Here is a 24,747-nt window from a genome sequence, read left to right on the forward strand (position 1 = left end):
GCTCAGTCCGCCGCGACCGTGCGCCGCTGGTGTTCGGCCACGTCCATGAACACGCGCTTGAACTCGGCGTAGGCCTCGCGCCCGACGCGGCGGGCGTGGCGGTCCTGCATGCTCGCCATGATGCGATCGGCGGTGCGCATCTGGTCGAGGCCGCGTTCGGTCGGGCACACGAGCTTGGCGCGGCGGTCGCCCGGGTCGGGTTTGCGGAACACGTAGCCCAGGGCCTCGAGCTCGTCGATGAGCAGGCCGATGGCCTGCTTCGCCTGGCCGGAAAGACGGGCGAGCTCGGTCGCGCGCAGGCCGTCCGGGTCGAGGTAGGCCAGGACCACGCCGTGGCGGGGGTGGAGATCGTCGAACCCCTGGGTCACGAGCTTCGTGAAGAGTTCGCGTTGAGCGGCGAACAGCAGCCTCGCCGAGAGCACGCCGAGGTCCGGATTCGTGGCGTTGCGCTCCGCCCGGGTAACCACTCACCGCCTCCTTCTCCGCGCGGCCGCCGATCTCCGCCGCGGGATGGCCGATCATAAACGTTCCGGCGGGGCCGACTCCGGGCGGCACGCCGCGTCCGTGAGCCGATCCCGGCGAAAACTGATCTTTTCAGGCGTAGTCGAACCGCGCCGGAAGGCGCATGCTGGGGTGTCATGGACGACATGCACTTCGACCTGGTGGTCATCGGCTTCGGAAAGGGCGGCAAGACCCTCGCGGCCGCCCTCGGGCGGCTCGGCAAGCGCGTGGCGATGATCGAGCAGTCCGCGGCGATGTACGGCGGCACCTGCATCAACATCGGCTGCGTGCCCACGAAGTCGCTCGTCCACCACGCCGAGCACCCCGGCGCCGGCACCGCGCCGGAGCGGCACCGCAAGGCCGTGGAGGCCACGCGGGCGCTCACGGCGGCCCTGCGCGGCAAGAACTTCGCCATGCTCGACACCATCGACACGGTCACCGTGATCACCGGCAAGGCCACCTTCCTCGACCCCAAGACGGTGCGGGTCGCCGCCGGCGAGGACGTCCTGCGCGTCACGGCGGACACCATCGTGATCAACACGGGCGCGGTGCCCACGGTCGCGGCCATTCCGGGCCTGCGCGAGAGCACGCGGCTGCTCACCAGCACCGACCTGATCGACCTCGACCACCTGCCGAAGCGGCTCGCGATCCTCGGCGGCGGGTACGTCGGCGTGGAGTTCGCCTCCACCTACGCGCAGTTCGGCAGCGCGGTCACGGTGCTCGACTCCGCCTCGCGGATCATGCCGCGCGAAGACGAGGACATCGCCGAGGCGGCCACCGGCATCCTGCGTGGCGCCGGCGTGGAGTTCGTGTCCGACGCGCAGATCACCGGCGTCCGCGACATCGACAACGGTGTGGAGATCACCTACGAGCTCGCCGGCGAGACCCACACGCTCGCGGCCGACGAGGTGCTCGCCGCCACCGGCCGCAAGCCCGCCACCGAGGGCCTGGGCCTCGACCGCGCAGGTGTGCGCACCACCGAGAACGGCGCCGTCGAGGTCGACGAGTTCCTGCGCACGAGCCAGCCGCACATCTTCGCGATCGGCGACGTGAACGGCGGGCCGCAGTTCACCTACATCTCGCTCGACGACTACCGGATCGTGGCCGACCAGCTCGTCGGCGTGGGCAAGCGGTCCACAAAGGACCGCCGGTTCGTGCCGTACACGGTGTTCATGAGCCCGGCGCTCTCGCGCGTGGGCCTCACCGAGCGCCAGGCCGTGGAACGCGGGCTGCCGGTGAAGGTCCAGGAGAAGGCGATCGCCGACATCGCGGCCATGCCCCGGTCCAAGATCGTGGGCGAGACGCGCGGGCTGATGAAGTTCGTGGTCGACCGCGAGACCGACCTGATCCTGGGCGCCACGCTGCTGAGCGTCGACTCGCAGGAGCTGATCAACCTCGTCACGCTCGCGATGCGCCACGACGTGACCGCGACCGAGCTGCGCGACAGCGTCTACACGCACCCGTCTTCCACCGAGGCGTTCAACGAGGTGCTGGGCACGCCGCCGGTCCGCACGGCGTGAGCGATCCTCTTCGGACGGTGGCGCCGAGCGCTCCCGCAATCCCGCCGAAGGTGCCTACACTGCTCTGATGACCCCGGCCGGCGCCCTGCCTCCCGCCGAGCGTTTCCGCTCGGCGGGCGGCGGCGCGGTCGTGAGCCCGTTTTTCGCCGGGATGCCGGCGGACCTGGTGGCCAATCTGCTGGAGAGCGGCACCGCGCGCCACTATCCACGCGGTGCGGTCATCTTCCACACCGGTGAGCACGCCGGTTTCGGCTACCTCGTGGTGTCCGGCAAGGTCGCGATGGGCCGTACCACGGCCGGCGGCCGCGAACGGCTGATGACGCTGTTCCTGCCAGGCGACCCGTTCGGCATCACGAGCGTGTTCGAGGGCAACGCGCGCGTGTCCGACGCCGTGGCGATCAGCGACGCCGACGTGATCGCCCTGCCCGCGGCGCGGCTGCGGGAGTGGGTGCTGAGCGACCCGCGCATCGGCGCGGCCGCCGTACGGTTCCTCTCGGCGCAGGTGCGGCGGATCAACGAGACCGTGGGCTCGCTGCTCAACCCCGACATCAGCGCGCGCGTCGCGGGCGGGATCGTGCAGCTCGCCGACCGCATCGGCGTGCGCGGGCCCGACGGGATCCGCGTGCGCCACGACCTCACGCAGGAACAGTGGGCGCACTATGTCGGCGCTTCGCGCGAGAGCGTGAACAAGGCGCTGAAGGACATGACCCGCCTCGGGGTGGTCACCCTGGAGTCGCGGGAGCTCGTGGTCCACGACGAGGAACGGTTGCGCCGCAAGGCCGGCCGATGACGGCCGGCCGGGCACCGGAGTCAGTCACCGAACCCCGAGTAGGTCCGCCGGAAATACACCAACGGCGCGGCGTCCGTGTGGTCGCCGTCCATCACGAGCCCCACCACGATCGCGTGGTCGCCGCCGTCGACCACCTGGTAGAGCTCGCATTCGAGGAACGCCACCACGTTGTCCTCGAGCACCGGTGAGCCGTGCCGGCCGCGCCGCCAGCCCGTGGTGGCGAACTTGTCCGCCACCCGGCTCGCGAAGTGGGCGGAGGTCTCCGACCCGTCGCGATCGAGCACGTTCACGCCGAAGCGGCCGCGGTCGCGGATCGCCCGCAGCGTCCGGGAAGCCTTGCCGAGACACACGAGCAGCAGCGGCGGTTCGCACGACAGGCTGCACACCGTGCCCGACGTCATGCCGATCGGCGAGCCGTCCTCGGCGGTGGTGGTGATGACGCTGACCGACGTCGGCAGCGAAGCGGCCAGGCCCCGGAACCGGTCGGCGTCCACGCCGTAACCGGCCAGCTGCACCGGCGCCGACATCGACCGGGTGGAGCCGAGTGCGCTGCCGGGCGAGGGCGAAGTCGAAGAAGTCATGCGTCCATGGCGCCGCCGCGGGCGGGTCCGCGGCAACCGGATGTGGAAACTTGCACAGGAGCGTTGTCCGCCTCACACCACCCGGACTTCCATGCCATCCACAGCACAGCGCGGTACTGCGGAAGGCGGAATCGGTTATGGCGGACACCTCTGGCAAGGCACGGAACCGGATCGCGGCGGCCCTGCTCGGCGTCGCGGCGCTGGCGGTCACCTCGGCGTGTTCCACCGTGGACACGACAGCCACCACGGCCGCCCCCGGCTCGGGTTCCGGCTCGGGCCCGGCCGGAGGCGGCGCGGCGGTGGTCGTGGACGCGCCGGCGACCACCTCGTCCTCGGCCGTGTACCTCGGTGCCCGCAACGGTGCGTTCGCCCAGGCCGGCGTCGCGGTGCAGGCGCACAACCACACGAGCTCCGACTCGCCGCTGGTCGGCCTGCTCGGCAACGCGTACCCGATCGTCTGGGACAACGCGGCCGACTACCTGCTGGCCGTGCAGAAGAAGCTCCCCGTCACGGTCGTGGGGCTCAGCGACCTCGGCCGGCCCGGCCAGCTCGACGTGCTGGCCCAGGCCGATTCGCCGATCCACTCGGTGCGGGATCTGGTCGGCCACAGCGTCGCCATTCCCGGCACCACCTCGAGCTGCGCCCTCACGATCCCGGCGCAGCTGCGGGCCGCGGGGGTGGACCCGAAGTCGGTGAAGCTCGTGCCGGTCGCGCTCACCGACGAGGGCAGCGCGCTGCAGCGGGGGATCGTCGACGCGGCCTGCGCGCCGGAGCCGTTCCTGTCCACGATCCGCAAGACGGTGCGCACCCGCAGCGTGGCCGACCAGTTCACCGGCCCGCTCACCGACACCCTCGTGGGCGTTTACGTGACCACCGCGGACTACGCCCGGCAGCACCCGGACGTGATCGCGGCGTTCCGCAAGGCGCTCGCCGCCGAGAACACCGCGCTCAACGCCGATCCCGACGCGCTGCGCAAGGCCGTGCCCACGTTCACGAAGGTCGACGCTTCGCTCGCGGCGGGCATGAAGCTGCCCGGCTTCGCCACCAACGTCATCGACACCGCGCCGCTGCAGAAGCTCGCCGAGCTCATGCGGCAGGCCGGGATGCTCACCTCCGCGACGCTGCCGGCCGACGTGATGGCCGCGGACCGCTGACGCCGGAAAGGACCCCGTCCCATGACGTTCGACGTCCCGGCCCCGGCGCGCCACCCCGCCCGGCGCCGGCCCGCTCTGGCCACGTTCGCGCTCGGCCTGTCCGGTCTGGTCGTGCTCGCCGCGGCCGAGGAGATCGTGGCCCGCTCGGGCCTGGTGAGCACGCAGTACCTGCCGCCGGCGAGCGTGATCCTCACGCGGCTGGCGGAACTGCTCGCCAACGCGCCGTTCCTCGCCGACCTCGGCGCCACCGCCGGTTCGGCGCTGCTCGGTCTGGTGCTCGCGGTGCCGGCCGGCCTGGTCCTGGGTCTGGTCCTCGGGCTCGTGCCGGCCGCGCACACCGCCACGCGCATCGTGGTGGACCTGCTGCGGCCGGTGCCGGCGGTCGCGATCGTGCCGCTGCTGGTGCTCGTGACCGGTACCGGCCGCGCGTCGGTGGTGATCACGATCGTGAGCGCCACGGTGTGGCCGGTGCTGCTGAACACGATCCACGGCGTCCGGGACGTCGACGGTGTCGCGCTGCAGACCGCGCGGCTCTACGGCGCGCGGCTGCCGCGCCGGCTCGGCGAGATCGTGCTGCCCTCGGCGGCGCCGGTGATCGCGGCCGGGGTGCGGGTGTCGATCGGGCTCGCGCTCGTGATCGCCGTGGCCGCGGAGCTGCTCATCGGCACCGACACCGGCGTGGGCGCCTACCTGCTGGCCGCGACGCAGGGCGGCAGCCACACCGACTACGCGTTCGCCGCGGTGTGCGCGGCGGGGCTCCTGGGACTCGCGGTGAACGGCGGCGCCCGTGCGCTGGAGCGCCGGTTTCTGCCGTGGGGCGAAGGGGAATCACGATGAGCGCCGCGACGATCGCGCCGGCTCCCGCGCGCCCGTTCCGCACCGCGGTGGCCGTCGCCGGCCGGTTCGTGCTGCGGTTCGGCCTGCTGGCCGTGCTGTGCTGGATCTGGCAGCGCGCCACGGAGGCCGCGGCGAACCCGTATTTCCCGCCGCCGCTGGACATCCTCGGCAAGATGCGGGAGCTGTGGTTCGCCGGCCCGGCGAGTCACCTGTGGACCTCGGCTCCCCTGTGGACGGACGTGGCGCCGAGCCTCGTGCGCATGCTCATCGGCTGGCTGGGCGGCTCGCTGCTCGGCGCGGCGATCGGGGTGTCGGCCGGGGCGTTCCCGACCGTGCGGCGGATGCTCGACCCGGCGGCGCAGTTCCTGCGCGCGCTGCCGACGCCGGCGATCCTGCCGGTGTTCCTCATCGTGTTCGGTGCCAACGACGTGATGCGCGTGCTCGTGATCGCGTTCGGCTGCACCTGGCCCGTGCTGCTCAACGCGATGCAGGCGACCGGCGCGATCGACCCGGTCGCGCGCGACACCGCCCGCACATTGCGCCTGGGCCCGCTGCGCCGGCTCGCGCAGGTCGACCTCCGCTACGCCACCCCGGCGATCCTCGCCAGCATGCGCGTGGGCCTCGCGCTGGCGCTCGTGCTGATGGTGCTCTCGGAATGGGTCGTCGCGACCAGCGGCCTCGGCTTCTTCCTCGTCGACTCCCAGCGCCACTTCGAGTTCGCCGGCATGTGGGCCGCGATGGTCGTGCTCGGCGTGCTCGGTTACGTGTTCAACACCCTGTTCACCGCCCTCGAACGCCGCGCTCTGCGCTGGCACCGCCACAGCCGTGCCCGGCACGACTGATCCCGCGAACACCTCGACAGGAGATGGTGATGACCTCCATGCGCAACCCGGTGCCCACCGCCGCGCGCCCGGCTGTGGCCGACGTGGCCGGCGAACCCGCCGTGCGCGTGACCGGCCTCGGCCACAGCTACCCCGGCCAGCCGCGGCCGGTGCTGCACGACGTGTCGTTCACCGCGGCCGACGGCGAACTGCTCACGATCGTCGGGCCGTCCGGCACGGGCAAGTCGACGCTGCTGCGGTGCCTGGCCGGGCTGCTGCGGCCGGACCAGGGCGAGGTGTGCGTGCTCGGCGAGCCGGTGTGCGGCGTGCCGGCCGGGCTGTCGATGGTGTTCCAGGACTACAGCCGATCGCTGTTCCCGTGGATGCGCGTGGGTCGCAACGTCGAGTTCCCGTTGCGCGCCACCGGCGTGCCCGCGGCCGAACGGCGCGAACGCACCGCCGAGTCGCTCGCGGCCGTGGGGCTCGAGGACGCGCGGCGCAAGTACCCCTGGCAGCTCTCGGGCGGCATGCAGCAGCGCGTGGCCATCGCCCGCGCGCTCGCGTGCCGGCCGCGGATCCTGCTGATGGACGAGCCGTTCGCGAGCGTCGACGCCCAGACCCGCGCCGACCTCGAAGACCTCACGCTCGCCGTGCGCGACCGCTTCGGCATGACGATCCTCGTGGTCACGCACGACATCGATGAAAGCGTGTACCTCTCGGACCGCGTGATCGTGCTGAGCCGGCCCCCGGCCACGGTCGCCGAACAGGTGAGCGTGGACCTCCCCGCGCCGCGCGACCAGATCACCACGCGTTCGGACCCCCGCTTCGTGCACCTGCGCACCGACGTCGCCGCCCACATCCGGGGCGACCGAGCGTCCTGACCGACCCGTACCCACCTCACACAGAAACCCAGGGGAGACATGAAGTTCTCGATCTACCTCAACGCCCAGTCGCCCGACGGTGCCCACGACCTCGAAGTGGTCGAGGCCGTGACCGAGCAGGCGCTCATCGCGGACCGCAGCGGCTTCGCGGGCGTCTGCCTCACCGAGCATCACTTCACCGGCTACAACACCTACGGCAATCCGTTCACCTTCGGTGCCTACCTCGCGCCGCAGCTGGAGAACCTGCACACGATCGTCTCGGTGGCCGTGCCGGCGCTGTGGCACCCGCTCACCTTCGCCGAGGCGTGCGCGACTCTCGACCTGCTCACGCGTGGCCGCTGCACCATCGGCGTGGGCACGGGCGGCTCGCCGCGCGAGTACCAGGGCCTCGGCCGCGACACCGCGCACCGCGCCGAGCTGATGGACGAGGTGCTCGACGTCGCGTTCCGCGCGCTGGCGAAGACCGACGACGACGGCGTGGAACTCGACTACGCGACCACGCACTCCGGCGGGCTGCTCACGCGGCGCATCATGCCCGGCAGCTTCCGGCCGTCGATCCGCTTCGCGCGCGCCGCGCTGTCGGACCAGGGCATCCTCGACGCCGCCGCGCGCGGCTGGGCACTGCAGACCGCGCGCGACGAACTCGACGAGACCGCGCGCAAGTGGGCGCTCTACCACGACGCGCTGCAGCGCTCGGGCCACGACGAGCAGACCATGCGGGACGCCGCCGACTGGTCGCTGGTGCAGAAGATGGTCTACGTCGGCGAAACCGACGAGTCGGCACTGCGCGAAGTGACCCCGGCGCTGGACTACCTCGACGCGTCGACGGCGAAGGCCTTCCAGGGCGCGGCGGGTGCGGCGAAGTTCCAGAACAGCGTGGTCGGGGTCGCGGCGAGCGACCGGGACGCGTTCCTGCGCAAGGCGATGATCGTGGGCGGTGTGGACACCGTCGCCCGCGAGATCCAGGCCCACGCCGAGCGTGGCATCGGGCACCTCGCGCTGGTTTTCCTCTACGGACAGCTGGATCCGGCGCTGGGCAACCGGTCGCTGCGGCGGTTCATCGACCACGTGATGCCGCGGTTCGCCGATACGCCGGGTGCGGTGCCGGTGGGGGTGGCGTCATGACCACTGTGGACAACGGCACTGTGGATACCGGCACTGTGGCTGAGCTGGCTGAGCTGGCGGGGACGTGGACGGTGGACGCCGCGCACAGCCTGGTGGCGTTCTCGGTGGTGCACATGACGATCGCGCGGGTGACCGGTCGGTTCGACGTGCTCGACGGCGAGGTCGACGTGACCGCGTCGGCGGCGTCGCTTCGGGTGCGCGTGGCGACCGCGAGCGTGTCCTCGGGCCACCCGAAGCGCGACGAGCTGATCCGCTCGGCCGACTTCCTCGACAGCGCGCGGTTTCCCGAGCTGGAGTTCACGGCGTCGGCCACCGGGTTTTCGGCCGGCGACTGGACGCTGCCCGGCCTCCTGAGCATCCGCGGCGTCGCTCGGCCGGTGGAGCTCGCCGTGCGCACCGGGGGAGTGGTCGAGCACCGCGGCGCCACTCGCGCCGGGTTCTCCGCCCGGACGACGCTCGACCGGCGCGAGTTCGGGCTGCGCTTCGACGGGCTGCTCGCCGGGGGCGGCGCGGTGGTGTCGAACCGCGTCGACGTGGTGATCGAAGCCGAACTCGTGCGGGCCTGACCGTGCTCGGCACCATTCCTGAAAGGACACTCGCATGCACACCCGCAGCCTCGTGACGAACCTCGTCGGCGGCGACTACCAGGAAGCCGAGTACACCGAGGAGGAACGCCGCAACCTCGACCTGGTGCGCAAGTTCCGCTCGGTGCCGCTCGAAGAGCGCGCGGCGTACCTGAAGCCCGGCGCGACCGTGAACCGCGTCGGCATGGCGTCGCTGGCCGACCTGTCCGGTCTCGGCATGGGCGGGTACCGCAATGACTCGCTGCCGGACCGCCACGACGTGATCGAGGACATCGTGGCCAAGGGCGACCGCGTGTGGGCGGTGTGGTCGCTCACGGCCACGCACACCGGTGAGCTGTACGGGTTTCCCGCGACCGGCAACCGCATCGACATCACGGAGATGGCGATCTGGCGGTTCGAGGCCGGGCTCGTGGCCGAGCACTGGTACTTCGCCGACGACTTCGCGCTGCTGCGCCAGCTCGGCGCGATCCCGGAGTTCACCGACTACACCGAGCTGACCCGCGGGCGCTGGCGCACGGCGGACTGACCCGAACCGGGCGGCGGAGCACGCGCTCCGCCGCCCGGTTCGTCAGTGAACTTGAGCCATCGAGCTTGAGTCATCGGGCCCGATGACTCAAGCCGATTCGTGCCGCCGGCCGGATTACTGCGCCTTGGTGAACGTCTCGTCGATCCACGCGGTCACGGTCGGCCACACGGGGTGGTGCGGGTGCACCACGTCGAAGTGCGTGGCGCCCTCGACCTCGACGTAGCGGGCGCTGCCGCCCTCGGCGTTGGTCTTCTCGGTGTAGCGCCGGCTCCAGTCGGCGGGCACGGCCTCGTCGGCGGTGCCGTGCACGGCCAGCACGGCCACGCCCGGGTTGGGCAGCTCGAGCGGCGAGGTCCAGCCGTAGCGCTCGGGATCGTCGGCGTAGTGCTCGCCGACCAGGATCTTCACGATGCCTTCGCCGACCTGCGCCGCCACCAGCGGGAACACCTCGGGCCGGGCCGCGTCCGGCGCGTCCTTCGGCGGCTCGGCGTCCGGGTCGGCGAGCACGCTGCCGAAGGAGGCGGCGTCGGCCGTCTTGAGGTCGAGCGCGCCGGCGAGGGAGACGATGCCGAGCGGGGTGACCTGCGGGTTCGCGCCCGGGGCCGCGGCCGGCAGCGAGCCGCGGTGCGCGGCCCAGGTGGTGAGGTGCCCGCCGGCCGAGTGCCCGACGATCACGACCCGGCCGGTGTCGAGCGCGGGGTCCAGGCCGGCGACGGCGTCGACGGCCGCCGCGATGTCGAGGAAGGTGCCGGGCCAGCCGCCGCCGGGCTCGCCGACGCGGCGGTACTCGACGTTCCACACCGCGTAACCGCGGCCGAGGAAGTCGTCGACCACGTCGGTGATCTGGCGGCGGTCCCACATCGCGGCCCAGTAGCCGCCGTGCACCACGACCACGACCGGGAACGGGCCCTCGCCTTCGGGCAGGTACAGCTCGCCGACCTGCGAAGGCTCGGGGCCGTAGGCGACGGTGCGCACGCGGCGCGCCGCCGGCTCCAGCGCGTCGTCGTAGCGCACGCCGCGCTCGGCGCTCACGAGCGAGGCGATCGTGGCGAAGAACGCGGCGATCGCGGGCTGGTTCGCGCCCTTGGCCTTCGACTCGTCCCACGCGGCGTCGTCGGACCACTCGACGAAATCGAGCCACCTGTTCTCGGCCACCCGCACCAGCCGGGCGGAGAGGAACCCGCGCCGGTCGGCCCGGAACGCCTCCACCATCGCCGGGCGCGCGGCCAGCATCGCCGCGGTGTTCTCCTCGGCCACCGTGAAGGTGGTCATCTCGACGACGGACATCGTCTGCTCCTGCTCCTGGTTCTTCCCGGTGGCGCGGCGACGCGGTGGGTCACGAGCGCGAAAGGTGCGGCGCCCGGGAGACTCGCGGCCCGCGCACCGGGGATTTTCCGACTGGTCATGAATCTTTACCGTCAATGAACGCGACCACAGCGTAGCGCCGCGGTCACCTGCTCGTCACGGCGTTCTTGCGGAAACGGGCAGGCGGCGTGCCCACGGTGGCCCGGAACGCTTGCGCGAAAGCCGATTCCGAGCGGTACCCGACCTCGCTCGCCACCCGGGCCACCGAGAGGTCCGAGTGGGTGAGCAGGTCCGCGGCCACCATCATCCGGATCGAGGTCAGCAGCGTCGCGACCGTGATGCCGGTGCGGGCGGTGAAACGGCGCAGGAACGTGGCGCGCGACATCCGCGCCTCGGTGGCCATGCGGTCGATCGTCCACGACTCGCCCGGCCGCTCCACGACCTGCGCGATCACCCGGCCCAGCACGTCGTCGCCCATGGCGGTCCACAGCGCGGGGGTGTCGAGCCGCTGGTCGGGGCGGCTGCGCAGCGACATCGCTAGCAGCGCGTCGCACAGCGAGCACACGACCGCGCCGGTGCCCGGTCCGTCGCAGTCGGCTTCGCCGCGCAGGACGTCGGCCAGCGTGAGCGCGGGCCGGTCCATCGTCACGTGCACCATCGTCGGCAGCAGCCGGAACAGCATCGCGCCGGCGGCCGAATCGAAGCGGTAGTGGCCGCAGAACAGGTCGAGCTCGTGGTCGGCACCGACCGTCGTGCGGGTGGTGAACGTCGCTCCCGGCCGTTCCTCGAACCTGCGCCGGCGGCCCGAGGCCGCGGTCACGGTGTGGGCTTCGCCATGGGGCAGCAGGAGAAAGTCGCCCGGGCCGAGCTCCACGGTGCACGTGCTCGTGGTCACCGTGCAGCGGCCCTGCATCACGAGGTGGAACTGCACGTGGCCCGGCGGGGCGGCCTCGTGGTCCAAAGTGAACTGTCCGGCCATCAGGCACCGCACGTCGAGGCGGCCCTCGAGGTGCGCGAGCCGGATCAGCCTGCTCACCCCGTCCATGAACCGATCCCGACGGAAAATGAGCCGATCATCCGTAGTCCCCTCTCGCGATCCGGTCCATCATGTGTCAACGGAGAATGAGTAGCAACCGAAAGGCGTTCATGTCGAACACCTCTTCCGCCGAAGGTGTCGCGGCGGGCCTCTCCGTAACCGTCCTTGCCCGCAGCTTATTCCTCCGGGAATCGCTGTCGGTGGTCGGCCGCCTTCGGGGTGACATGGACTGGTAGCCGCCGGCGGCGGCAATCCGGCCTTTTCGGCGGGTTCGACCGACGTCGGATTCCGTTGCTGCCACTGGGTCTTCCGGCTCGTCGGGCACGTCTCGAATCATGTAGTACATTAAGATGACTGTCATCGAGGAAGAGTTCCGGTCGTCGATCGCGACCTGACGCGCGTGATGCCGGGAATCTCCTGTTGTCTTCGCCGCTTCACCGCCGATCTCGCTTGTCGTGAATATTTCATCGACGCGGGCGGCCCGGAGCGGCGGCCCTGAAGAAGGAAAGTGTGCGGACCCACGGCTTCGGAGACCGGCACGGCGGCGCGGCCCGTCGTGCGGCGGCCCGCGGGCCCATCCGGCTCGGCTGCTTCGGTGCCGGGCTCTTGCGCCACGGCGTCGGTGCGGCCGCGGGCTCGGGATTCGGCCCGGCCGCCGCGATGCCGCGGGAACTCGGGAGGGCCGTGCCGTGCCGCTGATCGGCCGTGACGACGAGATCGCCTGGATCCGCTCGTTCTTCGAAGGCGCCGGCGTGCGCGGCGGCGCCTTGCTGGTGGTGGGCGAGGCGGGAGTCGGGAAGAGCGCGGTGCTCGACGAGTTCGCCGGCGGCGAGGCCGAGCGCGGCACCCGCGTGCTGCGAGCGGCCGGCGCGCAGTTCGAGGCCGAGGTCAACTACTCCGCGCTCAACCAGCTGCTGTTCCCGCTCGGCGCCGACCTGGCCGCCCTCACCGAGACCCACCGCACGGCGCTGCGGTGCGCGCTCGGCTTCGAGCTCGGCCCGGCGCCCGAGCGGCTCGTGGTGTCGAACGCGGCGCTGTTGTGGCTGCGGGCGGTCGCGGCCGAGACGCCGCTGCTGATCGTGATCGACGACTTGCACTGGGTCGACCGGGCCAGCGCCGAGGTGCTGGGCTTCGTCGCGCGGCGCCTGGTCGGCAGCCCGATCGTGTTCCTGGCGGCCTGCCGCTCGGCCGAGCGCGGGTTCTTCCAGGACAGCGGGCTGGCCGAAGCGGTGCTGCCGCCGTTGCCGGCGACGGCGGCCCGCCGGCTCGTCGACCGGCACTTCCCGGACCTCGCGCCCGCGGTGCGCCGCCGGTTGCTGGCCGAAGCGGCCGGCAACCCGCTGGCGCTGCTCGAACTGCCGTCCGCGCTCGACGGCGACCAGCGGGCGGACTTCACGACGTTGCCCGAGGTCCTGCCGTTGTCGGACCGGTTGCAGGAGCTGTTCACCACGCGGGTGCGCGGGCTGCCCGAGCGCTGCCGGCTGATGATGCTGCTCGGCGCGCTCGGCGGGACCGTCGAGCTGGCCCGCCTGCGCACGGCCGGCGGCGACACCTGCGACGTCGACGACCTGGCCCCGGCCGAAGCCGCGCGGCTGGTGCACGTGAGCGGCACCCGGCTGGGCTTCCGCCACCCGTTGATCGGCGCCGCGGTGGTCGAGGTGTCGGCCGAACGCGAGCGGCGCTGGGCCCACCGCGCGCTGGCCGGGGTCGTCGCCACGCCCGAACGCCGCGTGCGGCACCTGGCCGAGTCCGCCGTCGGCCTCGACGCCGGCATCGCCGCGCAGCTGGACGAGTCGGCGCAGGCCCTGCTGCGCCACGGCGACGCGCTCGGCGCGGTCACGGCGCTCACCCGCGCCGCGGAGCTCAGCCCCGACCCGGCCGAGCGCTCGCGCCGGCTCGCCGAAGCCGCGTACGTCGGCGCCGACGCCGGAGGTGAGCTGGTCACGGCCGGCCGGCTGCTCGGCGACGCCCGCCGTTCCGGCGCGCTGCCCACGCACTCCCTGCCCGGCGCGGCCGCCGCGGCGCACCTGCTGATCAACTCCGACGGCGACGTGACCACCGCTCACCGGCTGCTGGCCGGCGCCGTCGAAGCCGGCGACCACGGGTTCGACGCGGCCGACCCGGTGCTGATCGAAGCGCTGCTCAACCTGCTGCTGATCAGCTGGTACGTCGGCACCCCGCAGGCGTGGGAGACCTTCCACGGCCTGGTCGGCCGGCTCACGCCGGAGCCGCCGCCGTTGCTGCGCGTGAATGCCACCGTGTTCTCCGATCCGGCGCGCGCCACCGAGGACGACGTCGCCGCGCTCGACACGCTGATCGACTCGGTCGGTGAGCGGGCCGAGGCGCAGGACCCGACCCGGCTCATCCGGATCGGCACCGCCGCCGTGTTCGCCGACCGCCTGCCCCGGCTGCGCCAGGCGGAGCGGCACCTCGCGCAGTCGCGCCGCGCCGGCCAGGGCCCGGCCCGCCGGCACCTGGGCGCGCTCATGCACCTCGGGGTCGACGGTTTCCAGAACGGCCGCTGGGACGAGGCGTGGCAGTACGCCGACGAGGGCATCGCACTGTGTGTCGAACACGGGTTCCGCTTCTTCCCCTGGTACTTCCACTGGGTGCAGGCCCTCGTGGCGGCCGGGCGCGGCGAGGTGGCGGCCGCGCGGCAGCTCACCGACGACATGGCGCGCCGGGCCGTCGCGCACCAGGCCGCCGGCATCACGCACTTCGCGGCGCAGGCGCGGGCGCTGGCCGAGATCGGCGCCGGCGACCACGAAGCGGCCTACCACCACGCCACGCGGGTGAGCCCGGCCGGCGAGCTCGCGCGGTACCGGCCCACCGCGCTGTGGGTGGCGCCGGATCTCGTCGAAGCCGCGCTGTCGACCGGGCGCCGGGCGGAGGCGAGCGCACACGCGGGCGCGCTGCGCGAGGCGGCGCTGGGCAAGCTCTCGCCGCGCCTGCGGCTGATCAGCGCGGCCGCCGGCGCGAGCACGGCCGACGACGACACCGCGCGGGAACGGTTCGAGGCCGCGCTGTCCGGGCCGGGCCTGGACCGGTGGCCGTTCGACCTGGCGCGCGTGCGCCTGGCGTACGGCGAGCGCCTGCGAAGGCTGCGCAGTACGAGCGCCGCGCGTGAGCAGCTCACGATCGCGCACGACACGCTGGCCGCGCTGGGCGCCGTGCCGTGGCGGGACCGCGCGGCCAACGAGCTGCGCGCCACCGGGCTCACACGGCAGTCGGCGCCCGCCGCGAAGTCGCCGTTGACCCCGCAGGAGCGCGAGATCGCGGAGCTGGCCGGAGCCGGGCTCACCAACAAGCAGATCGGGCAGAAGCTGTTCATCTCCCACCGGACCGTGGGTGATCACCTGTACAAGATCTTCCCGAAGCTGGGCATCACCTCACGCGCCGCACTGCGCGACGCGCTCACCGCGTACGACGACACGCCAGTCACTTGACGGGTGCTGTGCCCGGCGGCGGAGTCCACTCTCGGTGCCATGAGCGCAGTGCACCCGGACGTCCACTGGCCGCCCGGCTGGGGGCCCGACTGTTGCGACAGCTTCGTGAGCCACGAGCGGTACGTGGCCGCTCCGGCCGACACCCTGTTCAGCCGGCTCGTCGCGGTGGCAGAGTGGCCGGCGTGGTTACGGGGGGTGGACCGGGTCGAGTGCCTCGAGGACCTGGTGGTGGGCGGACGATTCGTGGTGGTCACGCCACCGCACCCGATGGACGGCATCGTGGGCGAACTGGTGGCGCCCCGCCGCTTCGGCTGGGCCGCGGTCAGCGACGGGCTGAGTTTCTACCAGTCGTGGCTGCTGCTCGACGCGCCGCGCGGCGGCACCCGCACGATCTTCCAGGAGGCCTCGCGCGGGCCTTCGGCACTGCTGCGCACGTCGGACCGGGCCGCGCTCACGCGCTCGTGGCTCGACGCCCTGGCCCCGGCCGGCTGCTGACGCTTCGCGAGGCGGCCCGGTGGTGACCGTGCGGCGGGTGTTCGCCGCCGGCCCGTTCACCGAGATCGGCTGCCCGGCCACCGTCTCGGACAGCGAGCCGCACGGCCTGCTCGCCGTGGGCGGCCGCCAGGGAACCCCCGACTGGGCCTCGCGCACACGGCTTTCCCCGCACGTGGTCGGCGTCTACGACCGGCGCGACCTGACCTGCCGCGCGATCCTGCGGTGTCGGGAGCCGGTGCACGCGCTCGACTTCCACCCGCACCTGCAGTTGCTCGCGGTGGGCACGGGCGAGTACGACGGCGGGTTCTCCTTCCGCGGCGAACTCCTGCTGTGGCACTACGAATCCGGTCGGGTGGTGTCCGCGCTGGCCGACCGCCGCGAGATCCGGTCCGTGCGGTGGCGGCGCCGGCGCGAAGGCCGGGTGCTCGACCTCGCCGTCGCACCGGAGAGCGACGAAGAACTCGGCCGCGACTCGCACACCGTCGGCTACGACGCCATGCTCACCCGCGAGGACTGGCTCGCGGTCCGGGACGGCGAGTTCGCGTGGCGCGACCTCGATGGCCCGTGCCGCGAAAGCGAGGATCTGCGCGACGAAACCGCCGCGCGCTCCTTCCTCGAGCGCTTGAGTCCGGAGTGGACCGAACGCGGTGCGGTGGGGAGCGTCGAGTACCTCGCCGACGGCACGGTGCTCGCGTCGGCGGAATTCGCGGGCGCACAGAGCTGGTCACCTTCGGGAGCCGCCGCGCCGGCGCGCGCCCCGGTTGCTCCGACGCCGGACCTGCCGTTCCCGGTGACCCCGCCCGGCGTGCCCGAGGACCTCGCGACGGCCGGCCCCGCCGTCGAGCTCACGGACGCCCTCGGCCCCGCGGTGGTCTCCGTGGCTTCGCACTTCAGCGCCGGCTTCCGCGGCTCGTCGCCGGAACCGCTGCGCGACGCGCTGCTCACCGCCCGGCTCATCACCCGCCGCCGGCCCGACGGCGAGGTCACCTGGACGTTCGTGGCCGGCCACCAGGTCCTGGCCCTCACGGCCGACGCCGCCGACTCCCCGTGTACCTCGGCCTGGGCAACGGCCTGCTGATCGCCCTCGACGCACACACCGGTGGTCTGTTGTGGACCGAGCCGCTGGTGGTGGCCGGCCTTCCCGCGACCGCGTCGGCCCTGTCGCTCGCCGCTCTTGGCTGCCTGCTGATCGGCACGACCGAGGGCCGGGTCGCCGAGTGCGCGGTACCGGCCCGCGCGGACCTCACGGCTCACCCCGGCGAACCCGGCGAGGGTCCGGTTTTCCGGCTGTTCCCGCTTCCGCCCCGCCCGACCGGCTTCGGCCTCTCGTCCGCGCCCGCCGGTGGCGGCGGTTTGGGCGGCGGCGCAACCTTCCGCGGCGGTGGCCGGGGGCGGCGGGTTCAGGAGTAGGTCGTGATCGGGAAGGCCGCCCTACGTCCGGGCTCGGCGTCCCGCACGTGTGGCGCGCGGTTGTAAGCCGCCATCGAGACGTGCGGCCAGGACAGGTCGGGGCGCAGCAGGTCGTCGATCGGCGCGGCCGGGTTCGACGAAGTTTGGAAACCCGCAGGCGGATACCGGCGACGGCGCGCCACGCGGCGGATCGGTTCGATCGGCACCTCGGTCGTGGGGGAGTGGACGCGGGGTGGCGGCGGGTCAGGTCGTCTCCCAAGGTGCTCGGTTCCGCCGCGAACGCCCTGCTGCGGCGGGGTTCCCGAGGGAACCGTCCCCAACGGCGCGTCACGAGGCGGATCGGTTCGATCGGCACTTCGGTTGTGGGGAGTGGACGCGGGGTGGCGGCGGGTCAGGTCGTCTCCCAAGGTGCTCGGTTCCGCTGGAACACCTTGCTGCGACCGGGTTCCGGAGTCGAACGGTCCCCGACGGCGCGTCACGAGGCGGATCGGGCCGATCGGCACCTCGGTCGCGGGGGAGGGGACGCGGCCCGGCGGTCAGGGAGTCCCCCGAGGTGCTCGGTTCGGCCGGGAACACCTTGCCGCGACCGGGTTCCGGAGGCGAACCGTCCCCCGACGGTCGCGGCCGACAGCTCCGACCGCTCGGTCGCGTCCGTCGCCCGTCCGGGCGTCACCGGATCGGGGGCCAGTCGATCAACGGCGGCCGGTGACCGTCTCCGGACCCGTCATCTGACGGGCACTGTGCGGAGCCTCCGGCGAGCACGATGGCTCAGGTCGGCACGAACGCCGGAACCCGAGTCCGGTTCGGGCGCGTTTGCGGGCCGCCGAGGGGGCGGCCCGCAATCCCACCTCTCCTGGAGCACACGTTGACGAGCACCGCCGTCCCCGCCGCCGCGTCGGCCGGGCCCGCCGGCACCCCGCCCGCGAGACCGGCGCGGGCTCGCTACCCGTTCACCACGTTCGCCGTCGCCTTCGGTCTCGTCGGCCTGGCCGGCGTGTGGACCAGGGCGACGCCGGCGCTCGGGCTGCCGCGCGCCGTGCCCCAGGTGTTCTGGGCCGTCGCGGCGATCGCCTGGGTCTGGCTGCTGGTGGCCCACGCGGTGCGCGGAGCCCGCAGCGAGCAGCAGTTGATCAGCCACCTGCGCCACCCCGTTCAGGGGCCGATCGCGTCGCTGGCGCCGGTCGTCGCGATGCTGCTGGCCAACGACCTGTCCACCTGGTCGCCGGTGGCCGGGCGGATCCTGTTCTTCCTGGCGCTGGCCACGTCGGCGGTGTTCGCCGCGTGGATCCTCGCGTCGTGGCTGGAGGGCCGCCTCGGCCTCGACGCCGTGCACGGCGGCTATGTCCTGCCGACGGTCGCCCCCGGCCTGATCGGCGCCGATGTGGCCCACTCGCTCGGCTACGCGGGCCTGGCCTGGGGACTGTTCGCCATCGGCGGGTTCTTCTCGGTGGTGCTGACGCCGATCATCGTGCACCGCCTCGGTTTCCACGGCCCGCTGCCCCAGGCGCTGTTGCCCACCACGGCCATCCTGCTCGCGCCGCCGCCCGTCGCGGGCCTGGCCTGGTTCACCCTGCACGGGTTCGCCGCCGACCCGATCGGCCAGGGGATCGCCGGTGTCGGTGTGCTCGTGCTGCTGGTGCAGCTGATGATGGTGCCGAGGTACGTGCGGGTGCCTTTCTCGCTCGGGTTCTGGTCGTTCACCTTCCCCTTGGCCGCCTCGGTGTCGTTGACCGAGAAGTGGCTGCAGCTGCTGGCGCCCGCGGGCTGGCGGATCGGGACCGCCGTTCTCGCGGTGGCCTTCACCGGGTTCATCGCGGTGATCGCCGCGTTCTCGCTGCGGCCCCTCGTCCGGCGGCTGCGTGCGCGGCGCCACAACGAGCCAAGTAGTCAAAAAAATTTACCATCAGGTATAGTGACCAACTAGACGGAGAGGGAGTTCCCCGATGACGCAGAGCAAGTTCACCGAACGGCTGACCCGCGACAACGCCGCGGTGGTGCTGATCGACCACCAGGTCGGGCTCTACAGCGGCGTCCGCGACATCTCGGTCGGCGAGCTCAAGCACAACGTGGTGGGCCTCGCGAAGGCGGCGCAGGTGCTGGGCCTGCCGATCGTGGTCACCACCACCGGACAGGACAGCATGTGGGGTCCGCTGATCCCGGAGCTGGCCGAGGTCCTTCCCGCCGGCCTCACCGTGATCGACCGGTCGAGCGTGAACGCGTGGGACGACGAGCGCGTGCGCGAAGCGATCAAGGCCACCGGCCGCAAGAAGCTGATCTTCGCCGGCGTGTCGACCGAGGTGTGCCTCGCGTTCCTGGCCATCTCCGTGACCGGTGAGGGGTTCGACGCCTACGCGGCCGTCGACGCGTCCGGCACGTTCTGGCATGCGAAGCGCGAGGCGGGGCTGCTGCGGATGCAGCAGGCAGGCGTCATCCCGATCGACTACGCCAGCGCGATGGTCGAGATCCTCGCCGACAACGGCGATCCGCTGGCGGGGTACCTCTACGCCGCTCTCGAGATGCCCTTCGCCGTGCTGGTCGGGCAGATCGCCGCCGGCTACGCCAAGAACTGAACCGCGGACGGGGAGACGAGGACATGAACAGCAAGCTCGGGAAACGCGCCGGAATCCTCGGCGTGGTGGCCGCGACGCTCGCCGGTGTCGTGGTGGCGGTGTCGGCCGGCAGCGCCGAGGGCACGCCCGACGCTGCCGCCTGGCGCACGCCGGTCAAGGCATGGGGCGTGGAGTACGACGCTTCGCACGTGTACCTGCAACACGGCACGCTGCCCGCCTTCATCAAGAGCTGGGAAGCCACGTTCGGCGGCACCGACAACGGCCGGAACACCTTCCAGATCACGCCGACGCCGAGCAAGGCGCTGGCGTCGATCATCCACTCGCCGGTCGGCCTGCTGGCTGCCTACGACTACCAGACGCCCGTGCCCTTCCCGTTCGGCGCGGAGCAGACCGGGTTCGGCGTGCACGACCCCGACCTCGGCGCCGACGCGGCGCTGCGCAGCGGCGCGGAGGTGACCGTGACCCCGTGGACCGGGCCGGTCGGCCGCGAAGCCGTGGTGAAGTTCCCGGGCGGCTTCGCCTCGCAGATCTGGCTGCAGTACGACATGTCCGGCTTCACACCGCTGAAGACGCAGCCCGAGTTCCGCGTGTACCTGACCGAGTCCACGGTCGGGGCCTTCCTGTCGGCGTACCTCAAGTTCACCGGCGGCCGCGTGGTTTCCGACGTGCGCAACGCCGACGGCGGCGAGGTCGGCGCGCCGGGCACCACCTACCACCGCATCCGGATCAGCACGCAGTTCGGCAACACCGTCGTGCTGGCCAACAACGGTGCCTGGGCCTACCCCTACGGCCGCGACACCACGGGTTACACCGTGACCGACATGGCCGCCACCGTCGCGAAGGCCAAGGCCACCGGCGCCACCGTCCTTTCCGGACCGTACAAGAGCGCCGACCGCACCAGCGTGATCCTGCGGTTCCCCGGCGGCTACGTCGCCGAGGTCCACGACGGCACCTTCCACTGACCACCCAGCCTCTCCAACCCCAAGAAGGAATCACCATGAGCATCGAGATCAAGCCCGGCCGCTACGAGATCGACCCGGTGCACTCCTCGATCAGCTTCTCCACGCGGTTCGTCGCCGCTCGCGTGCGCGGCACCTTCGGCGCGTTCTCCGGCACCGTCGAGGTCGCCGAAGACCTGGTGAAGTCGTCGGTCACGGCCGCTATCGACGTCGCCTCGCTGCACACCGGCACCGAGGCCCGCGACGACCACCTGCGCGGCGCCGACTACTTCGACGTCGCCGCCCACCCCGAGGCCACGTTCACCTCCACCGGTCTCGAAGCCGACGGCGACCGCCACGCCCTGCGCGGCGACCTCACGATCCGCGGGACGACGCTGCCGGTCGAGCTCGACCTGTACTTCACCGGCGACGGCGTGGACCACTACGGCAACTCCCGCGTCGGGTTCCGCGCCACCACGCGCGTTTCGCGGGCCGCGTTCGGCGTGGCGGGCAACGTCTCGCAGCCCGGCGGCCCGCTGCTGATGGGCGACGCGACCGAGCTGACGCTGGAGATCCAGGCGATCGCCCCCGCCGGCGAGGAGGCCTGATGCCCACCACCACGTCCGCGATCACGGTCGCCTCGGCGGGGGCGGCGTTCACGCGCAAGTCGCTCGAACTGGCCGACCCCGCGGCCGACGAGGTGCTCGTGCGGATCGAAGCGGTCGGCATGTGCCACGCCGACATCGCCGCGCGGGCGGGGGAGTTCCCGTTCCCGCTGCCCGGGGTCGTCGGCCACGAGGGTGCCGGCATCGTCGAGGCGGTCGGTTCGGGCGTGACCTCGGTGCGCCCCGGCGACCGGGTGATGCTGACCTTCGACTCGTGCGGCCACTGCGCCGGCTGCGTGTCCGGTCTGCCGTCGCAGTGCGCGGAGTTCCTGCCGCGCAACTTCACCAACGGCTCGCGGCCCGACGGCAGCCCGAGCCTGCACGAAAGCGCCGAGGTGGTGCACGGCAACTTCTTCGGCCAGTCCTCGTTCGCCACCCACGCCCTGGCCCGGGTGCGCAACACCGTGCCGGTGCCCGCGGTCGCCGCCGACGTGCCCTCGTCGGTACTCGCGCCGCTGGGCTGCGGCATCCAGACCGGTGCCGGCGCGGTGCTCAACGTGCTGCAGCCCGGCGCCGCGTCCACGGTGGCCGTGTTCGGTGCCGGCGTGGTGGGGCTGTCGGCGGTGATGGCCGCCGCGCTGCTGCCGATCGAGCAGCTCATCGTGGTCGACGTGCTCGGCTCCCGGCTCGAGCTGGCCCGTGAGCTCGGCGCGACCGCCGTGGTCAACTCCCGTGAGGCCGACCCGATCGAGGCGATCCGCGACCTCACCGGCGGCGGCGCCGGTCACGTCGTGGAGAGCAGCGGTGTGCCGGCGGTGCTGGTGCAGGCGATCACGAGCCTGCGCGGCGGTGGCACGGCCGCGGTGGTCGGGGTGCCTCCGTTCGGCGTCACCGCGCCGATCGACGTGGCCGACGTGGTGAACAACAGCAAGCGCGTGATCGGCGTGGTCGAGGGCCAGAGCAACCCGCCGACCTTCCTGCCGGTGCTCGCCACGCTCACCGCCACCGGCCGGCTGCCCGTGGAGCGGCTCGTGACCACCTTCCCGCTCGACGAGGTCGAACGCGCGGCCGCGGCGATGAAGGACGGCACCGCGACCAAGCCCGTGCTGTTGCCGCAGGCGGCCGGATGAGGTCGCTCAGCGCCGAGCTCACCCGCGCGCACCACCTGCTGGCCACGATGGGCGAGCACCAGCCCGTCGACGACCGGCCGGACCACGTGCGCCACCGGGACGCCTACCGCCGGTGGAGCGAGCAGTTCCCCGTGCCGGACGACGCGCTGGTCACCGCGGCCCCGGGCTTTCCGGGGCTCGCGGTGGCCACGCCGGCGTCGAAACCCGGCCGGGCGCTGCTGTACTTCCACGGCGGCGGCTACACCGAGGGCGCGGCCTACAACCACCGCGAGATCGGGGCGCGGCTGGCCACGGCGACCCGCGCCACGGTGTACCTGCCGGACTATCCGCTGGCGCCCGAGCACCCCTTCCCGGCGGCGCTCGACGCGGCGGTGTCGGCCTACCGCGCGCTGCTCGCCCTCGTGCCCCCGGCCGCGATCGTCGTTGGCGGCGACTCGGCCGGCGGCGGCCTGTCGCTGGCGTTGCTGCTGAAGCTCAAGGACCTCGGCGAGCCGTTGCCGGCGGCCGCGGTGCCGGTGTCACCGTGGACGGACCTGACCGTGTCGGCGCCGTCGTTCGCCGAGCGGGCCGAGCGCGACCCGTTCGTGAGCCGCGCCGCGCTGAAGGCCTTCGCGGCCCACTACCTCGGCGACCACGACCCCCGGGATCCGTTCGCGTCGCCGCTCTTCGGTGACCTCGCCGGGCTGCCGCCGATCCACCTGGAGGTCGGCAGCGAAGAGGTGATGATCGACGACTCGCGCCGCTTCCACGAGCGGGCGCTGGCGGCGGGCGTGGACTCGGAGCTGGTCGTGACCGAGGGCGCCCCGCACATCTGGCAGCACTTCGCGTCTTTCCTTCCCGAGGCGGCCGCGTCGGTCGGCCGCATCGGCGAATTCGTCCGGGAGCATGGGGCATGAGCAAAGACCTGCAGTTCGGTGTCTCGCTGACACCGGTCGAGGACATCGTGGGCAACCGGCTGTTCGCGCGAGCCGCCGACGCCGCGGGGCTGGACCTGATCGGCATCCAGGACCACCCGTACGTGCCGAACTACCTCGACACCTTCGTACTCGCCGGTGACCTGCTGGCGGCGACGGAGCGGATCAGTGTGTTCCCCGACGTGGCGAACCTGCCGCTGCGGCCGCCGGCGTTGCTGGCCAAGACCGCCGCGGCGCTGGATCTGGTGTCGGGCGGCCGGTTCGAGCTCGCGCTCGGGGCCGGCGGCTACTGGGACGCGATCACGCGCCTCGGGGTGCCGCGGCGCAGCCCGCGCGAGGCCAACGCGGCGCTGGAGGAAGCGATCGTGCTGATGCGCGCGCTGTGGGGCAGCGGCGGCGCGCCGATCCGGTTCGAGGGCGAGTACTACTCACTCGAGGGCGCCCCGGCCGGCCCGGCCCCGGCGCACCCGATCGAGATCTGGACCGGCTCGCAGGGCCCGAAAGCCCTCGCGCTCACCGGCCGGATCGCGGACGGCTGGGCGGCGCCGATCGCGTCCTACCTGCCGTACGAGAAGTGGGCCGAAGCCAACCGCATCATCGACGAAGCGGCCGAAGCCGCCGGCCGCGATCCGCGCGGGGTCCGCCGGATCACCCAGGTCGTCGGCACGATCACCGCGAACGAAGGCCGGCTCCGGGTCGACGAGGGCGCCGATCCGGTGCGCGGCACGGCGCGCCAGTGGGCTGATCTGCTGGTGCGCCTCGGCGAAGAGCAGCCGTTCACGTCGTTCGTGTTCTGGCCGGAGGAGCAGGCGCTCGACCAGGTCGAGTCCTTCGCCCGCGAAGTGGTGCCCGAGGTGCGGCGGCGGCTGGCCGCCTGAATTCCCCTGCAACACCGACATCGGAGAGGACCACGATGGACCACGAAGCGATCATCAAGGAAGCGTGGGACGCGCCGGGCAGCACCACGGCCGAGCTCACGCCGGTGCGGGTGAACGACGTGCTGCGCGAGCGCTACGAGGTGACCCCGCCGTTCCGGTACACCGGAACCGACCTGTGGGACATGGAAAAGCGCAAGGCCGCGGCGCCCGACGTCTACATCCCCACGGTCGTGAAGCCCGGCAGTGCCGAGAAGTTCCCGAGTGTCGTCAACGGGCACCTGGAGGACTTCACCCGCGTGTCGCAGCAGCGGCGCTGGGCCGACCCCGACCACTACGAGCTGATCATCGAGCACGTCCGCCTCGACCACGAGGCCCGGCGCGCGTTTTTCGTCGGTGCGGAGACATTCGAAGCGCCCGATGGCCGCGTGTTCACCGCAGGCACAGGGCAGCCGATCTTCCACGTCGAGCACTCGGTGGGCGGCACGGAGGAGGACCCGCTGAACATGTGGCGCATCGTGTTCCGCACCGAGCACCCGCAGCCGAAACTGGCCGAAGCGTTCAACGCGTACGAAAACGACCCGTACCTGCGGGTGTTCATCGAGGTCCACCTGGAGAAGCAGCTCGGACGCACGCTCGTGCGTCGCTGAGGCAAACGCGGAAAAGCCGGTCCACCGAAGGAAGGGGACCGGCTTTTCCGGCT

Annotated in this window: 26 protein-coding genes; 21 read left to right on the top strand and 5 right to left on the bottom strand. The window is 72.5% G+C overall.

Annotated features, from left to right (window positions below; translation table 11 throughout):
- Positions 1-2: 2 nt before the first annotated feature.
- On the bottom strand, positions 3-467 hold the full coding sequence (locus tag VSH64_RS07710) for a MarR family winged helix-turn-helix transcriptional regulator (RefSeq protein WP_326834801.1): 465 nt from the start codon (positions 465-467) through the stop codon (positions 3-5).
- Between the two features lie 171 nt (positions 468-638).
- On the opposite strand from VSH64_RS07710, the gene VSH64_RS07715 reads away from it, so the two are divergent.
- A complete protein-coding gene (locus tag VSH64_RS07715) occupies positions 639-2,021 on the top strand; it encodes an FAD-dependent oxidoreductase (RefSeq protein ID WP_326834802.1) in 1,383 nt (460 codons plus the stop codon).
- A 67-nt stretch (positions 2,022-2,088) separates the two neighbouring features.
- On the top strand, positions 2,089-2,811 hold the full coding sequence (locus VSH64_RS07720; protein WP_326834803.1) for a Crp/Fnr family transcriptional regulator: 723 nt from the start codon (positions 2,089-2,091) through the stop codon (positions 2,809-2,811).
- A gap of 20 nt (positions 2,812-2,831) precedes the next feature.
- Here VSH64_RS07720 and VSH64_RS07725 read toward each other — a convergent pair whose 3' ends face one another.
- Complete coding sequence (locus VSH64_RS07725; protein ID WP_326834804.1) at positions 2,832-3,392, bottom strand: flavin reductase family protein; 561 nt, start codon at positions 3,390-3,392, stop codon at positions 2,832-2,834.
- Between the two features lie 137 nt (positions 3,393-3,529).
- Here VSH64_RS07725 and VSH64_RS07730 point away from each other — a divergent pair, with 137 nt between their 5' ends.
- Genes VSH64_RS07730 through VSH64_RS07760 form a run of 7 tightly spaced genes read left to right on the top strand, consistent with a single transcriptional unit; the run spans position 3,530 to position 9,320 of the window.
- The gene (locus tag VSH64_RS07730; protein ID WP_326834805.1) at positions 3,530-4,546 is read left to right on the top strand and encodes an ABC transporter substrate-binding protein; all 1,017 of its coding nucleotides are present in this window, start codon (positions 3,530-3,532) and stop codon (positions 4,544-4,546) included.
- Positions 4,547-4,567: 21 nt separating this feature from the next.
- Positions 4,568-5,383 (top strand): ABC transporter permease, encoded by an 816-nt coding sequence (locus VSH64_RS07735; RefSeq protein ID WP_326834806.1) that lies wholly within the window; start codon positions 4,568-4,570, stop codon positions 5,381-5,383.
- Positions 5,380-6,225: an ABC transporter permease gene (locus tag VSH64_RS07740; protein ID WP_326834807.1), complete on the top strand. Its 846-nt coding sequence runs from the start codon at positions 5,380-5,382 to the stop codon at positions 6,223-6,225. Before VSH64_RS07735 ends, VSH64_RS07740 begins: the two co-directional genes overlap by 4 nt.
- A 29-nt stretch (positions 6,226-6,254) precedes the next feature.
- Entirely contained in the window at positions 6,255-7,085 is an 831-nt protein-coding gene (locus tag VSH64_RS07745; protein ID WP_326834808.1) for an ABC transporter ATP-binding protein, read from the top strand.
- A 39-nt stretch (positions 7,086-7,124) separates the two neighbouring features.
- Positions 7,125-8,210, top strand: coding sequence for an LLM class flavin-dependent oxidoreductase (locus tag VSH64_RS07750; protein ID WP_326834809.1), 1,086 nt, complete (start codon positions 7,125-7,127; stop codon positions 8,208-8,210).
- Positions 8,207-8,776 (top strand): YceI family protein, encoded by a 570-nt coding sequence (locus VSH64_RS07755; protein ID WP_326834810.1) that lies wholly within the window; start codon positions 8,207-8,209, stop codon positions 8,774-8,776. Before VSH64_RS07750 ends, VSH64_RS07755 begins: the two co-directional genes overlap by 4 nt.
- 34 nt (positions 8,777-8,810) lie before the next feature.
- A complete protein-coding gene (locus tag VSH64_RS07760) occupies positions 8,811-9,320 on the top strand; it encodes an ester cyclase (RefSeq protein ID WP_326834811.1) in 510 nt (169 codons plus the stop codon).
- Between the two features lie 114 nt (positions 9,321-9,434).
- On the opposite strand, the gene VSH64_RS07765 is transcribed toward VSH64_RS07760, so the two are convergent.
- Positions 9,435-10,607: an alpha/beta fold hydrolase gene (locus tag VSH64_RS07765; protein WP_326834812.1), complete on the bottom strand. Its 1,173-nt coding sequence runs from the start codon at positions 10,605-10,607 to the stop codon at positions 9,435-9,437.
- A 163-nt stretch (positions 10,608-10,770) separates the two neighbouring features.
- On the bottom strand, positions 10,771-11,661 hold the full coding sequence (locus VSH64_RS07770) for an AraC family transcriptional regulator (protein WP_326834813.1): 891 nt from the start codon (positions 11,659-11,661) through the stop codon (positions 10,771-10,773).
- A gap of 689 nt (positions 11,662-12,350) precedes the next feature.
- Between VSH64_RS07770 and VSH64_RS07775 the strand changes: the two genes are divergently transcribed.
- The 4 genes from VSH64_RS07775 to VSH64_RS07790 are packed head-to-tail and all read left to right on the top strand — an operon-like array spanning position 12,351 to position 17,012.
- The gene (locus VSH64_RS07775; RefSeq protein ID WP_326834814.1) at positions 12,351-15,107 is read left to right on the top strand and encodes a helix-turn-helix transcriptional regulator; all 2,757 of its coding nucleotides are present in this window, start codon (positions 12,351-12,353) and stop codon (positions 15,105-15,107) included.
- 39 nt (positions 15,108-15,146) lie between these two features.
- The gene (locus VSH64_RS07780; RefSeq protein WP_326834815.1) at positions 15,147-15,602 is read left to right on the top strand and encodes an SRPBCC family protein; all 456 of its coding nucleotides are present in this window, start codon (positions 15,147-15,149) and stop codon (positions 15,600-15,602) included.
- Positions 15,603-15,621: 19 nt separating this feature from the next.
- Complete coding sequence (locus VSH64_RS07785; RefSeq protein ID WP_326834816.1) at positions 15,622-16,680, top strand: hypothetical protein; 1,059 nt, start codon at positions 15,622-15,624, stop codon at positions 16,678-16,680.
- Positions 16,650-17,012: a hypothetical protein gene (locus VSH64_RS07790; RefSeq protein ID WP_326834817.1), complete on the top strand. Its 363-nt coding sequence runs from the start codon at positions 16,650-16,652 to the stop codon at positions 17,010-17,012. Before VSH64_RS07785 ends, VSH64_RS07790 begins: the two co-directional genes overlap by 31 nt.
- On the opposite strand, the gene VSH64_RS07795 is transcribed toward VSH64_RS07790, so the two are convergent.
- Entirely contained in the window at positions 17,003-17,218 is a 216-nt protein-coding gene (locus VSH64_RS07795; RefSeq protein WP_326834818.1) for a hypothetical protein, read from the bottom strand. The two genes, VSH64_RS07790 and VSH64_RS07795, sit on opposite strands and share 10 nt — an antisense overlap.
- A gap of 659 nt (positions 17,219-17,877) precedes the next feature.
- Between VSH64_RS07795 and VSH64_RS07800 the strand changes: the two genes are divergently transcribed.
- The 8 genes from VSH64_RS07800 to VSH64_RS07835 are packed head-to-tail and all read left to right on the top strand — an operon-like array spanning position 17,878 to position 24,694.
- Entirely contained in the window at positions 17,878-18,936 is a 1,059-nt protein-coding gene (locus VSH64_RS07800) for an SLAC1 family transporter (protein WP_326834819.1), read from the top strand.
- A 19-nt stretch (positions 18,937-18,955) separates the two neighbouring features.
- Positions 18,956-19,582 (top strand): isochorismatase family protein, encoded by a 627-nt coding sequence (locus tag VSH64_RS07805; protein ID WP_326834820.1) that lies wholly within the window; start codon positions 18,956-18,958, stop codon positions 19,580-19,582.
- Positions 19,583-19,605: 23 nt separating this feature from the next.
- Positions 19,606-20,544, top strand: coding sequence for a hypothetical protein (locus tag VSH64_RS07810; RefSeq protein WP_326834821.1), 939 nt, complete (start codon positions 19,606-19,608; stop codon positions 20,542-20,544).
- 35 nt (positions 20,545-20,579) lie between these two features.
- Positions 20,580-21,128, top strand: a complete 549-nt coding sequence (locus VSH64_RS07815) for a YceI family protein (protein WP_326834822.1) — start codon at positions 20,580-20,582, stop codon at positions 21,126-21,128.
- The gene (locus VSH64_RS07820) at positions 21,128-22,255 is read left to right on the top strand and encodes an NAD(P)-dependent alcohol dehydrogenase (RefSeq protein WP_326834823.1); all 1,128 of its coding nucleotides are present in this window, start codon (positions 21,128-21,130) and stop codon (positions 22,253-22,255) included. The genes VSH64_RS07815 and VSH64_RS07820 overlap by 1 nt, the downstream gene beginning before the upstream one ends.
- Positions 22,252-23,151, top strand: a complete 900-nt coding sequence (locus VSH64_RS07825; protein WP_326834824.1) for an alpha/beta hydrolase — start codon at positions 22,252-22,254, stop codon at positions 23,149-23,151. Before VSH64_RS07820 ends, VSH64_RS07825 begins: the two co-directional genes overlap by 4 nt.
- Positions 23,148-24,047 (top strand): LLM class flavin-dependent oxidoreductase, encoded by a 900-nt coding sequence (locus VSH64_RS07830; RefSeq protein ID WP_326834825.1) that lies wholly within the window; start codon positions 23,148-23,150, stop codon positions 24,045-24,047. The genes VSH64_RS07825 and VSH64_RS07830 overlap by 4 nt, the downstream gene beginning before the upstream one ends.
- 35 nt (positions 24,048-24,082) lie before the next feature.
- The gene (locus VSH64_RS07835; RefSeq protein WP_326834826.1) at positions 24,083-24,694 is read left to right on the top strand and encodes a hypothetical protein; all 612 of its coding nucleotides are present in this window, start codon (positions 24,083-24,085) and stop codon (positions 24,692-24,694) included.
- Positions 24,695-24,747 lie beyond the last annotated feature (53 nt).

The sequence above is a fragment of the Amycolatopsis rhabdoformis genome (genome assembly GCF_035918295.1).
GTDB classification, from domain to species: Bacteria; Actinomycetota; Actinomycetes; order Mycobacteriales; family Pseudonocardiaceae; genus Amycolatopsis; species Amycolatopsis rhabdoformis.